This window comes from Streptomyces sp. NPDC012825 (assembly GCF_042900925.1).
Classification (GTDB): domain Bacteria; phylum Actinomycetota; class Actinomycetes; order Streptomycetales; family Streptomycetaceae; genus Streptomyces.
Genome location: NZ_JBIBBZ010000004.1, coordinates 133,296 through 145,334 on the forward strand (window position 1 = coordinate 133,296; position 12,039 = coordinate 145,334).

At 70.0% G+C, this 12,039-nt stretch carries 9 protein-coding genes and 1 pseudogene; 5 read left to right on the forward strand and 5 right to left on the reverse strand.

The features are described from left to right. Window positions 1-49 precede the first annotated feature (49 nt). Both ACFY7E_RS12195 and ACFY7E_RS12200 read right to left on the reverse strand, forming a co-directional pair. Entirely contained in the window at window positions 50-2,326 is a 2,277-nt protein-coding gene (locus ACFY7E_RS12195) for an AbfB domain-containing protein (protein WP_389484206.1), read from the reverse strand. 184 nt (window positions 2,327-2,510) lie between these two features. Beyond that, on the reverse strand, window positions 2,511-5,234 hold the full coding sequence (locus ACFY7E_RS12200) for an RICIN domain-containing protein (protein WP_389483632.1): 2,724 nt from the start codon (window positions 5,232-5,234) through the stop codon (window positions 2,511-2,513). 261 nt (window positions 5,235-5,495) lie between these two features. Here ACFY7E_RS12200 and ACFY7E_RS12205 point away from each other — a divergent pair, with 261 nt between their 5' ends. Together ACFY7E_RS12205 and ACFY7E_RS12210 are read left to right on the forward strand one after the other, a co-directional pair. Beyond that, complete coding sequence (locus ACFY7E_RS12205; protein ID WP_389483634.1) at window positions 5,496-6,077, forward strand: sugar O-acetyltransferase; 582 nt, start codon at window positions 5,496-5,498, stop codon at window positions 6,075-6,077. 22 nt (window positions 6,078-6,099) lie between these two features. After that, window positions 6,100-6,657, forward strand: coding sequence for a TetR/AcrR family transcriptional regulator (locus ACFY7E_RS12210; protein WP_389483636.1), 558 nt, complete (start codon window positions 6,100-6,102; stop codon window positions 6,655-6,657). 90 nt (window positions 6,658-6,747) lie between these two features. Here ACFY7E_RS12210 and ACFY7E_RS12215 read toward each other — a convergent pair whose 3' ends face one another. Further along, window positions 6,748-7,509: an SDR family oxidoreductase gene (locus ACFY7E_RS12215; RefSeq protein ID WP_389483638.1), complete on the reverse strand. Its 762-nt coding sequence runs from the start codon at window positions 7,507-7,509 to the stop codon at window positions 6,748-6,750. Window positions 7,510-7,857: 348 nt separating this feature from the next. Between ACFY7E_RS12215 and ACFY7E_RS12220 the strand changes: the two are divergent. Both ACFY7E_RS12220 and ACFY7E_RS12225 read left to right on the forward strand, forming a co-directional pair. Then, window positions 7,858-8,286, forward strand: a pseudogene (locus tag ACFY7E_RS12220) (DUF4158 domain-containing protein); the annotation flags it as partial. A gap of 24 nt (window positions 8,287-8,310) precedes the next feature. Next, entirely contained in the window at window positions 8,311-8,733 is a 423-nt protein-coding gene (locus ACFY7E_RS12225) for a nuclear transport factor 2 family protein (RefSeq protein WP_389484209.1), read from the forward strand. 686 nt (window positions 8,734-9,419) lie between these two features. On the opposite strand, the gene ACFY7E_RS12230 is transcribed toward ACFY7E_RS12225, so the two are convergent. Continuing rightward, window positions 9,420-9,728 carry a hypothetical protein gene (locus tag ACFY7E_RS12230; protein WP_389483640.1) on the reverse strand — a complete coding sequence of 103 codons (309 nt, stop codon included), beginning with the start codon at window positions 9,726-9,728 and terminating at the stop codon, window positions 9,420-9,422. 318 nt (window positions 9,729-10,046) lie between these two features. Beyond that, window positions 10,047-10,820 carry an MBL fold metallo-hydrolase gene (locus tag ACFY7E_RS12235; RefSeq protein WP_389483642.1) on the reverse strand — a complete coding sequence of 258 codons (774 nt, stop codon included), beginning with the start codon at window positions 10,818-10,820 and terminating at the stop codon, window positions 10,047-10,049. Between the two features lie 146 nt (window positions 10,821-10,966). Here ACFY7E_RS12235 and ACFY7E_RS12240 point away from each other — a divergent pair, with 146 nt between their 5' ends. Then, on the forward strand, window positions 10,967-11,533 hold the full coding sequence (locus ACFY7E_RS12240) for a TetR/AcrR family transcriptional regulator (RefSeq protein WP_389483644.1): 567 nt from the start codon (window positions 10,967-10,969) through the stop codon (window positions 11,531-11,533). The last annotated feature ends 506 nt before the right edge of the window (window positions 11,534-12,039 follow it).

Consider the following 12,039-nt stretch of genomic DNA (forward strand, 5'->3'; position numbering starts at 1 on the left):
GCCGCACCTGGAGCGCTGAGCAGTGCCGACGATCAGCCAAGGGTGGTCGTCAGGGCGCCCATGGCGTCTCTACGGCCCAGGTCGTGTCCTCCGTGAAGCTGGCCGGGTTGTCCCAGGGGTGCGTCCCGCCGGGGGTCGCCAGCCACACCTCGCTGTTGATGTGGCGGAGGTACTGGCCGGGGAAGTTCCAGGCCGAGAGCCGTACGCCCCCGGTGCCCTGCACGGTGCAGAAGGTGGCGTCCGCCTTGAAGAGCACCGAGCCGTCACCCGCTTCCTTGTAGACGCGGAAGTCCCGGTGGCGCAGGTACTGACCGGGGTAGTTCCGCGACTCGAAGGAGTAGCAGCCGGTGCCGGCCAGGCCGGGGACGATCTTCCAAGTGGCGTCGTTCTTGAGCAGACCGCTGCTGTTCGCGTCGACGACGGCGGTGAAGGCCAGGCCCTCCTGGTGGCGCAGGTACTTGGTGGTGTGACCGGGGGTGGTCACCCGGAGGGACTTGTTCTGGTCGACGGGAAGAGTGATGGGAGGCGGGGGGTTGCGCGAGGCGTTGATGAGGGCGAGGTTGGCTGTCTTGACGCGGGCCGCGTCGACCTTGACGACCTGTCGGTCGTAGGTGAGCAGGCCGTTGACCTCGTTCTCGACGTCGGTGATCTCGGTGTAGACGGATGCCGAGAGGCCTGAGGGCATCTGGTTCTCCCGGAGGGAGTCGAGCAGGCCGACGAACCGGTTGTTCAGGGCGGTGGCGTTCGGCTGGTCCTCGTAGCTGAAGCCGCCGCCCGGGTACCACTCGTGCCCGGCTGTCCGCAGCCCCAGACCGCCGAACTCGCCGAGGACGGCGGCGCGGGTGGCGGTCGGCGTGGTGGTGCCGGGACCGACGTAGATGTGGTTGTCGATCACGTCGCCGTTGCCGCCGTCGACGGAGCCGCAGCAGTTGACGCCGCTCATGTTGTCGACCAGGCGGGAGGGATCGTACGCCTTGACCTCGTCGGCGATGCGGGCCTGGTCGTACTGGCCCCAGCCCTCGTTCTGGTTGACCCACATCACCAGGGACGGTGAGCTGCGGTGCTGGTCGATGACGCGGTCGTACTCCGCTTCCCACTGCGTGCGCGACGCGCTGTCGGAGGGGGTGTTGTCCATGGACGGCATGTCCTGCCAGACGAGCAGACCGAGCTTGTCGGCCCAGTGGAACCAGCGCTGCGGCTCCACCTTGATGTGCTTGCGGACCATGTTGAAGCCGAGGTCCTTGTGGGCCTGGAGGTCGTACTTCAGGGCCGCGTCGGTCGGTGCGGTGTAGATGCCGTCCGGCCAGTAGCCCTGGTCGAGGGTGCCGGTCTGGAAGACGAACTTGCCGTTGAGCAGAATGCGCTGGACCCCGTTGACCTTGCCGACGGAGACGGAGCGCATGCCGGCGTAGCTGCCGACCGAGTCGACGGTGGCGGAACCGGAGAGCAGCTCGGCCTTCACGTCGTACAGGAAGGGATCCTCGGGGGACCACAGACGGGGGTTGGGGACGGGCACCGAGATCTGGCCACCCACCGGGCCGGTCACCGTGGCCACGGGGCTACCGCCCGAGGTCACCGTCACGCGCGCGGTGTGACCGCTGGTCCCGGAGCCGCGCACGATGACCTTCAGCGTGCTGTCGGAGAGGCTGGGCACCATGTCGAGCCGTTCGACGTGGGCGGAAGCGGTGGGCTCCAGCCACACCGTCTGCCAGATGCCGGAGGCCGCCGTGTAGAAGATTCCGCCGCCGGGCTGGGGGGTGACCTCGCGGATCCGCTGCTTGCCGACGGCCTGGTTGCCGGTCTCTGTGGGGTCGTACACCGAGACCACGACGGTGTTGGTGCCGCCGTTGAGGAACGGCGTGATGTCGTAGCGGAACGAGTCGAAGCCGCCGCTGTGGGCGGCCCCGGCCTGCTGCCCGTTGACCCACACCGTCGTACGCCAGTCACTGGCGCCGAAGTTGAGCTGCACGCGGCGGCCGTTCCAGCCGGACGGGACGGTGAAGGTCCGCTTGTACCAGAGCTTGTCGTTCTGGGTGATCTTGCGCTGAATTCCGGAGAGGGCGGATTCGGCGGGGAAGGGTACCCGGATCCGGTCGGGGAAGGTCGCCGGCTGTCCGGCGTCCGCTCCGGTGACCGCGAAGTCCCAGATGCCGTTGAGGTTGGCCCAGTCGGGCCGGGTCAGCTGGGGGCGCGGGTACTCGGGCAGGGGGCTGTCGACGGACACCTGGTTGGTCCACGGCGTCGTCATGGGCGCGGGTTTGGGGGTCCAGGCGGCGACGGGTGCGGCCTGCGCGGTGCCGGCCGTGGCCGACAGGCCGAAGCACATCAGGACGAGAGCGCTCAGCCAGGCTGTGGCCAGGGTCCACCTTGATCGGTGAGGTGACGTTGACGGAAGGTGCATCGGGGCTCCTCGGTCGAGGGGGAGAGCGGGGAGAGCGGATACGGGCACGCGACGGGTGGGGAGCAGGCGTACAGATCGCGGCCGCCCCGGTCCCACGGGCGTGCGGGTGTCAGCGCAGGCGCCATTGGTGGTCGGCGGTGCCGTTGTCGGCGTACTGCACGACGTTCGCGCTGTCGGCCTGGGACATGCGGTCGACGCCCAGGACCTTGCCGCTGTGCCGGTTGCGGACGCGGTACCACCCGTCGGCGTCGGGCAGGAACGTCCACAGGTGGTCGGCGGTGCCGTTGTCGGCGAACTGCACGACCTGGGCGCTGTCCTGTGTCGACATGCCTGCCACGGCGAGGACCTTGCCCGAGTGCCTGTTCTCCAGACGCAGTTCACCGTCCGGGAGCCACCGCCAGAGGTGTCCGGCCGCGCCGTTGTCCGCGTACTGTACGACCGGCGCGCTGTCCGCCTCGGAACCGCCGAGCACCGCTAGTACCTTGCCGCTGTTGCGGTTGCGCAGCCGGAAGTAGCCGCTGCCGTCGTCGACGACCTGCCACAGGTGGTCGGCGGTGCCGTTGTCGGCGAACTGCACCACCCGGGCGTCATCGGCCTGGGACATCCGGTCGATGCCGAGCACCTTGCCGGAATGGACGTTGCGGACCCGGTGCCAGCCGTCACCGTTGTCCACCAGCCGCCACAGATGGTCGGCGGTGCCCGTGTCGCCGAACTGCACCACCTGTGCGCTGTCGGCCTGGGACATGCCGTCCACGCCGAGCACCTTCCCACTGGCCCGGTTGGCGATCCGGAAGGCCGCTCCCGGCACGGTCCAGGGAAGTCCGGTCGGCGAGGCGAGCGGGAGGGCGGAGACCCGCAGCCGTGCCGCGCCGAGCGGCACCAGCGTGACGGTCTCCACCGGTGCGTCGGAGCGCGCCGGACTTTGCTGGAGCGGAGTGACGACGTGCTGGCTGTCGGCCTGCCACTCCGTGATCCGGCGGGCGGGCGCGGTGATGCGGTACGGGGTGGCGTGCGTGAACGGGTTGGCGGACGGGGGGCCGTCGGTCGAGGAGAAGGAGAGCCCCGCGGTGAGGTCACCGGGGTTCAGGGCGAGGCCGTAGTTCCAGGGGGTGGTGGCGTGCACGTCGTACTCGGGGAAGGCGTCGCTCCCGCCGGTGCGTACGTACTCCTCGCCGATGCGCAGCGCGTAGCTGAGCGGGCCCCGGTCGATCGTGACCGAGCCGCCGTTGGCCGTCCAGGTGCGCACGGCGATGCGCTGTGGCAGCCGTAGCGTCACGATGTCACCGGAGGACCAGGTGCGTCGTATGGAGGTGAACGCCGGCCCCGAAGGGGCGCTGACGGTCTGGCCCGCCACGGTCAGCGTGGGGTTGTCGCACCAGCTGGGGATGCGCAGCACGAGCGGGAAGGCCACGGGTCTGGGCGTGGTCACGGTGAACGCGACGTTGTCGCCGAAGGGGTAGTCGGTGTCCTCCCGGACGGTGACGGCGATGCCGTCGGCGACCTCGGCGGTGACCGAGCTGGGGGCGTACATCGTGGCGCACAAACCGTTGTCGGGGGTGGCGGCCCACAGTTCCTGAGTGAACCAGGGCCATCCCATGCCGTAGTTGTGGGGGCAACAGCGGTACTGGTCGACGCCGGGCCGGTAGGACTGCATGGCGAAGCCGTTCTGGAACTGCCCGAGTGTCTTCGGTGCGTTGTCCAGATCGACGCTGTTGGCGCTGGTGACGTAGTGGACGCCCTTGCCCTGCGGATCGAGTGAAGGAGGAAGAGAGTTGAACGCCAGTTCCTCGCAGCGGTCGGCCCACACCGGATCGCCGGTCAGCCTGGTCAGGAGTTCGTGGCTCGCCATGAACTCGACGACACCGCACGTCTCGAAGCCCTGTCGGGGGTCGGTGTGACCCTCGCGGATGTTCTCGTCCCCGGCGAAGCCGCCTCCGGGGAACTGTCCGTACCGGCGCATGACGGACTCGTAGGTCGTGTACGCGGCCTGGGTGTCGGCCGGCGCTCCCGAGCGCAGCGCGAACTGAGCGGGCTCGCGAAAGCCCTGGGCGATGTTGACGTTGTGCAGGTTGGGCAGGGGGCCGGTCCAGTCGGCTCCGTGGGTGTGGATCTTGTCCATCAGGTCGAGGAGGAAGGCGTCCCCGGTCCGGTTGTAGAGCCAGACGGCGGTGTCGAGCCCGTCGCCCCAGCGAAGGGAGACCCAGCTCTGGTTGAAGGCGGAGGGGCCCTGAGCGTTCATGAAACGCAGGAAGCGGGTCAGGAAGGGAACGATTCTGCTGTCCTGGGTGTACTCCTGCCAAGAGCGCAGCGCCTGGAGGAGCGGCAGGAAAGGCCAGAAGTCGGGACCGCCTCCCAACGAGGTCCGTAGCGGCTCGGGTCCGAAGAACCCGTCCGCCCGCTGGGTGGTCAGGACGGCGTCCATCCAGCGGCGTGAGGTGGCCAGCGCCTCAGCGTCCCGAGTGACGACCGCGAGGTCGACGTATCCGCGGAGCCAATAGGGGACCTCCTCCCATCCGGAACGGGCGGGGTGCACCCAGCCGGAGGTGTCGAAGTCGAGGAAGTGTGAGATCTCGTCGAGACGACCGCACAGGCCGTCGAGTTGCAGTCCGAGCTGACCAGCCAGCCAACCGCGGGGTGTGACAGCGGGGGCAGGGAGCCTGAGCAGGGCAGACGGCCTGAGTGGTGCCGAATTGGGATGGTACCGACCTCCAGGTGCCGGCGAGAGACGGGCGCTCGCGGCGCTGGCGTGCCGGGTCAGGACTTGGCTGAAGCTGGTGGCACCGACCACCGTCAGTGCAGCTGTCTGGACGAACCGGCGACGGTTCAGGGGCATGGGGTTCTCCGTGGGGGAGGGGCGATCTGATCCGTGCAAGGGGTGCGCGATTGCAGGGCCACGGTGCGGAGACGCCGGGTCCGAAGTCGAGACGGACCCGTATTACAACGTTAGAAAGAGGTGCCTTGCGGAATGACAGCACGCTCTTTCCGGCGTGTCCATGCCCCGCGCACAACTTCACCGAGCGCCAGGGCGAACCCGCCTCCGTCGCGAAGCAAGGGGAGGCGGACGACCGCACTCTCCAAGTGTACGATCGTACTCATGACGGATCACTTCGCAGGAGACCCCCGGACGAACCGCGAGCGGATGCTGGCGGGGGACCTCTACATCGCCGACGATCCCGACATCGTGGCGGCCCAGCGGCGGGCCGTGCGCCTCGCCGCCCGGTACCTGGCGGTCTACACCGAGGACCCCGACGCCGCGCAGCCCGTCGTGGCCGAACTCCTCGGTGGTCTGGGCGCCGGTGTGCACATCAGGCCGCCGCTGTTCGTGGACTACGGCTCGTACATCACGGTCGGCGAGGACACGTTCATCAACTACAACCTCACCGCCCTGGACGTGGCTCCCATCACCATCGGCCGCGACTGCCAGATCGGACCGAACGTCCAACTGCTCACCCCCACCCACCCGGTGGAGCCGGAGCCGCGCCGGGACAAACTGGAGGCTGCCAGGCCGATCACGATCGGCGACAATGTCTGGCTGGGCGGCGGCGCGATCGTGCTGGCCGGAGTGACCATCGGGGACAACAGCGTCATCGGCGCCGGAGCCGTGGTCACCAAGGACGTACCCGCCAACGTGGTCGCGGTCGGCAACCCGGCCCGGGTGATCCGCTCGATCCAGTAGTTCTACGCAGAAGGAAAAAGCAGTGGCGACCGGACAGCACGACCCCGAACGGCGGGAACGCATCATCGCCGCCGCGCTCGACCTGATCGCGGAGGAGGGGGTCGCCGGAACCTCGCACCGCAAGGTCGCCGCCCGCGCCGGTGTGCCGCTCGGCTCGATGACGTATCACTTCGGCGGCATGGACGAGCTGCTGCGAGAAGCCTTCACCCGGTTCTCCAGCGGCATCGTCGCTGTCTTCGAGGAGCGCCTCGGCGCCGCCTCCACCGCTGACGAGGCCCGGACAGCGGTCGCCGATCTGGTCCACCGCCTGTCGAGCGGCAACCAACGCGAACTCGTCCTGACCCACGAGCTGTACACGCTCGCCGCCCGCCGGCCCGCCTACCGCGAGCTGACCCGGGAGTGGATGCGCCGCAGCCGCGTCGCCCTGGAATGGCACTTCGACCCGGCGACGACCCGCCAGCTCGACGCGCTGATCGAGGGCCTGTCCATCCACCGGGCCCTGGAAGTCGAGCCCCACGACCGGGCCCTGACCGACGAAGCGATCTCCCGCATCACCCGCGGCCGCAGCGCGTCCTCCTGACGCGCCCCCAAGACCCCTGGCCGGCACCCACCTGGCCGAGGTGCCGGCCAGGGCCTCACCGGCTGCGACGGATGCCGGCCGACCGGACACTCACATACGGGACACGGTCGCCCCGCCGTCAACCGGCACCACGGCGCCCGTCACGAACCGGGCGTCCTCACCGACCAGCATCGCGATGGCCCTCGCCACGTCATCCGCTTCGGCGACGCGTCGTAGCGGAGCCCGGTCCGCGAGCTGCTGCTGAAGGGCCTGCGGCATGTGGGCACTGGCATCGGTACGCACGAAGCCGGGTGCGACGACGTTCACGCGCACGCCCACCGGCCCGGCCTCGCACGCCAGGAATCGCGCGAAGGTGTTCAAAGCGGCTTTGGCCGTTCCGTGCGCCGCCATCCCGGGAGAGGGCGGGCCGTCGGCCACCGTGCTGGAGACGAAGACGATACTGCCGTGCCGCTGCTCCGCCATCAGGGACAGGGCGTGCTGAGACAGCGTGTAAACACCGGCCAGCTCGTCTGTCACCTTCGCGTGAAAGTCGGGCCAGGACAGTGAACCCACAGGTGTGGGGACAAAGGTGGCCGCCGCCGCATTGCACACCAGGGCGCCCAGGCGGCCGTCGGGCGCGGCCTGCCGGATCAGCCGGGCGGCCTGAGTGGTGTCGCGGACGTCTCCCTGTACGGCGAAAGCGCTGCCTCCATCGGCTTCGATCTTCGCGACCACGTCATCGGCCGCGCCGCGGTTGGAGTAGTAGTTCACCGCCACCCGGTAGCCCGCGGCGGCAAGGCGCTGTGACGTAGCGGCGCCGATGCCCCGACTTCCACCGGTGACAAGGGCGGTTGGGCGCTCTGAGTTCTTCATGGGTACTCCCTGAATCAGCGGACGTACTGCGGAAACTAGTGAGCCCTGCGCGTCTAGACAAATTTGACTTCCGTCGCCGCTTGGCGTCTCCGTGCCCTCGCGCAAGCGTGCGCCGACTGCTCTCTGATCGGTCGGGTCGTGAGCGGAGCCAGGCGCCGAACGCCTATTTTCCTTTCGTCGAGGTGCTCGGCCCGCAGCGCAGACCAAAGGCGAACACCGGGTGTGAGTGGTCGGCGTACAGGAAATCCCGATAGAACGATCATGGTCGGCTAGCGCACGGCGTACGGCTTCCGCTGGGGTTCGGGGAAAGATCGTCGGGCGGGCCGGGGCGCTGGCTACGGTCCGATCGTGCCGGTGGAGTTTCTGACTGATGAGCGGGCCGAGGCGTACGGGACGTTCACCGAGGTACCCACGCGCCCGGAGCCGGAGCGGTTTCTCTTCCTGGACGATGACGACCGTGATCTGATCGCGCTGCGTCGTACGGACGCGCACCGGCCGGGTATGGCGGTGCGGATCTGCACGGTCCGCTACGTGGGCCGGTTCCCGGGTGAGGACCCGCTCGCGGTGCCGTGGGAGGTCGTGGAGTACCTGGCCGGGCAGCTCGGTATCCTGGACGCCTCGTGCGTGAAGCGGTACGCCGAGCGGCGCTCGACGGTGTACGAGCACGCGGACGAGATCCAGAGGCGGTTCACGTACCGGGACTTCACCGACCGGAAGTGGGGCCGGGAGTTCCGCAGCTTCCCGTACGGGCGGGCGCGGACGCACGCCGAGGGACCGGTGCGCGTGGACGCCTCCGCCCGCATGGGGGCCTCTGCCTTCCGGACCAAGCACCCGATCACCGCGCCCGTGGTGACCTTCTCCGCCTACGGTGCCCGTGCCGTCAGTGAGACCAACGCCGTCGTCATCGGTGAGAACGTCGACCTCCGCCTCGGCTGCAACGTCCACAACCGGTTCGTCGACCGGCTGGAGAAGCGGGACGGAGTGTGGCGCATCAGCGACCGCAAGAGCGTCTACGACTTCGGCACCTTCACCTTCCCCGCCGGGATCGTCGACATCGACGCGGAGAAGGCCGGCCGGTGTCCGCGGGAGTACGCGGCCCTCGCCTACCTGCTGGAGGCCAGCGGCTTCCCGGTGGACCGGGTCTTCGCGACCAAGGACAGCGATCTGGAGCGCGACATCAAGGAGTCCGCCTTCACCTGGCTGGGGGAGCGGGCCGCGAGGTGACGTCCGTCGCGGGGGACAATCGGCCCTGCGGCGGATGAGAAGTGCAGCGGGGAACGGACGACCTCGCGGCAGACGGGCGGTACCACACCTCCGCCGGGCCCCGGCCGGGTCCCGATGATCAGCCGGTGACCACACGACACCCTCACCGAATCACCCTGCGCCGCACGGCGGCCTCGGCCGTCTTGACCGCCGTCCTGGCCCCTGCGACCGGCTGCGCGGACGAACCGCCCGCCGGGCACGAAAAGCGGCTGAACAAGGCCGCCGACGTCGCCGCCTTGAAGAACACCTGCACGAAAGACCTACAGGGCCGCACCAAGCCGGGTTCGTCCTCCGTCACCGGCTCGCACGAGGACGCCAAGCCCCGCAGGGTCGACGGCGAGGCCGGGCAGCGCAACCCGGTCGAGATCACCCTCATCGGCGCGCAGCTCGCGGACTACCTCAAGACCCTGGAGCGGGACATCAGCGGCGGACCGGCCGTGAACTCCTCCACCGAGCCGCTCTCCCGGCGCATGTACGACGCCATCGCGCCGGTGGCCGACCGGATCGGGAAGGGCAAGCCGCCCACCGAGGTCCCCCGGGCGGCCGTCGACGCGGTCGGCCTGACCGGCCCCACACTGTCCAAGAGTGGAACGGGGGCCGGGCCGGCGCGAAGCCGAGTTGCGTGTGCGGCCCGGCCCGTACGAGGGTCAGGCCACCTCGGCCACCCGCAGACCGCCCTCGTAGGTCCAGCTCTTCACCGGCTGCGTCGTGCCGTCGGCGGTGGCGGTGAGAGCAAGGACGGTGCCGGGCCGGCTGTAGGCCCCGAGCCGCTCGACGAACTTCTGGTCGGCGGTCTCGGGCTTGGACCAGACGCCGAGGACGGCCGGCCCGTCCGGACGGAAGCGGAGCTCCACCTCGTACGCGACGTCCTGGTCCTCGAGGACCGTGCTGTCCACGGCGGCGGCCTTGCTGTACTGATCGGGGGCCGGTGCCCGGCGGGACGGTGTCGGCTTCACGAGCGCGACCCCGCCGAGCATCCCCAACGTGGCACACCGGCCGCTCCTGACTGCGAGCCGGCCTGCCACCGTCCCGGCGGAGCGGGCGGTCAGCCCCCGTCCACGCCCCAGTCGATGTCCCCGGCGAGACCCCGTTCCGGCTCTTCGGCGGCTCCCCGGCCGGCGTCGCCGTATACCCGTCCGCTATCACGGTCCACGTCCGTCCTGACCTGTCGCAGTGAAGGTTGAGCGCTTCTCGCTGAAGGCTGAGCGGTTGGCCGTCGGCTGGGTGGCTCCGTTCACGGACCGGGTTTCCTCGCGGGACGCCGCCGTCGCTGTTCAGCGGGGGCCGGTCTGTCGGGCCCGGCGGGTGGCGGTGCGGGGGTCGCCGGTGAGGGGCCGGCCGTGGCCGGGCAGCAGGAGGGTCGCGCCGGTCAGCTTGTCCAGTCGGTCGAGGGAGGCCAGGGCGGTGTGGCTGTCGTGGGTGAAGCCGCGGCAGACCAGGGTGGGGCCGGTGTGTCCGGTCAGGCCGTCGTGGGTGACCAGGGCGTCGCCGGTGAAGAGCAGTCCGCGTTCGGGGAAGAGGTAGCCGGTGCTGCCCGGGGTGTGGCCGGGCAGCGGGACGGCCTGCGGCGCTCCGGGGACCTCGTCGAGCCGCCGGTCGGTGTCGAAGACGCGCACGCCAGGGGTGGCGGGGGCGGTGAAGGCTCCCTTGCGGGCGAGGTGGAGCGGGGTGGTGATCGCGGTGGGCCGGCGCAGGAGGTAGGGCAGCGCGGAGCGTTCCGGCTTGGCGTGGCGCAGGGCGCTGCGCGGGCCGTCGCGCAGGATCGCGGCGTCGTTCTGGTGGACCCAGATGTCGGCGCCCGCCTGCTGGAGGGCGTGGGCCAGGCCGGTGTGGTCGGGATGTCCGTGGGTCAGGAGGACGGCGCGGATGTCGGTCAGGGAGCGGCCGGAGCCGGCCAGGTGCTCGCGCAGCTGTTTCAGGTGGGCCGGTAGTCCGGCGTCGACGAGGACCAGGCCGTCGGGCTCCTCGACCAGGTAGAAGTTGACGACGTCGTCGCCGAGGCGGTCCACGCCGGGGGCGACGCGCCGGTCGGGGCGGGGGCGGGACATGCGTTCCTCCGGTGTCGGGACAGACGCGCTTTCGATACAGTTGACTGTAATGGATTGGGGAGGCGAACGGGATGCCCAGTGGTGCTCCACGACGGCCGTACGACTCAGGACGCCGACAGCAGGCCGCGCGCCGCAACCGCACCGCAGTGCTTCAGGCGTGTCGGGAACTGCTCTTCCGCGACGGCTACCAGGCCACCACCATCCGCGCGGTCGCCGAACGCGCCGGCGTCTCGCCCGAGACCGTCTACAAGGCCTTCGGCGGCAAGCCGGGACTGGTCAAGGCACTGTGGGACGTCACCCTGGCCGGAGACGACGAACCCCTGACCATGGCCGAGCGACCCCAGCTCCAGGAAGTCCTGGAAACACGCGACGCACGCGCCAAACTCCGTCTGTACGCCGCGTTCGTCCGCGGTGTCCACGAACGGCTCGCCGCCCTGTTCACACTCCTTGCCCAGGCCGGCCCCGACGTCGGACAGGTCCTCGTCCTCAGCGAGGAAGAACGGATGACGGGCGTGACCGCCTTCGTCACCCACCTTGCCGACGCAAGCGTCCTGCCCGCCGACACCGACACCGCCCTCCTGGCGGACTCCTGGTGGGCTCTGACCGGGCCCCATCTGTTCACCCAGCTCACCACAGGCCGCGGCTGGGCTGCCGACACCTACGAGAACTGGCTCGGCGGCATGCTTGCCTCAGCCCTCCTGGACACCGACTGAGCAGACGGTGGGCTGCCGGACCGGTGGGGCCCAACCACGCTACTGCCGGTCCGGCAGCCCAGGAGGCACTGCGCCATACGGCGCCGGCGGGTTCCTCAGGGGTGCGGTGCGAAGGGCGATAGGGACCGCGCCCGCACCGCGCGGTCGGGGGCCGGACCGGGGGGAGCGGCGGGCGAGAATCGTCCACTCCTCATCCGGCCGACCAGGTGCGACCCGACCGTCGCTTTCCCACCGGACAGCGAGCTCGGTGAAGATCGACTCCAGCGCGGGGCGGAAGAGCGTTTCGCTCCCGCCGCGCTGTACGCCGATGACGGGCATGCGCCGCATCGTCGTAGTCACACCCGAATCAACGCCGCTTGGGCAGTCCGGGTTACCCGCGGGGGTAGCCGACTGCTCGGAGGCCCGCGAGATCCCGGCCGCTGTGGCCGCCGCAACAGCCACAATCGGTCATCCGGGCCTACCCGTCGGCATCGCGACGGATCCCGGGGTGTCGACCGCAACGGCGC

Bases quoted from the DNA above. Each gene is read 5' to 3' on its own strand.
- ACFY7E_RS12195 (WP_389484206.1), bottom strand. From the start codon at position 2,326: ATGTGCTTCGGCCTGTCGGCCACGGCCGGCACCGCGCAGGCCGCACCC.
- ACFY7E_RS12200 (WP_389483632.1), bottom strand. From the start codon at position 5,234: ATGCCCCTGAACCGTCGCCGGTTCGTCCAGACAGCTGCACTGACGGTG.
- ACFY7E_RS12215 (WP_389483638.1), bottom strand. From the start codon at position 7,509: ATGAAGAACTCAGAGCGCCCAACCGCCCTTGTCACCGGTGGAAGTCGG.
- ACFY7E_RS12235 (WP_389483642.1), bottom strand. From the start codon at position 10,820: ATGTCCCGCCCCCGCCCCGACCGGCGCGTCGCCCCCGGCGTGGACCGC.
- ACFY7E_RS12205 (WP_389483634.1), top strand. From the start codon at position 5,496: ATGACGGATCACTTCGCAGGAGACCCCCGGACGAACCGCGAGCGGATG.
- ACFY7E_RS12225 (WP_389484209.1), top strand. From the start codon at position 8,311: ATGGGGGCCTCTGCCTTCCGGACCAAGCACCCGATCACCGCGCCCGTG.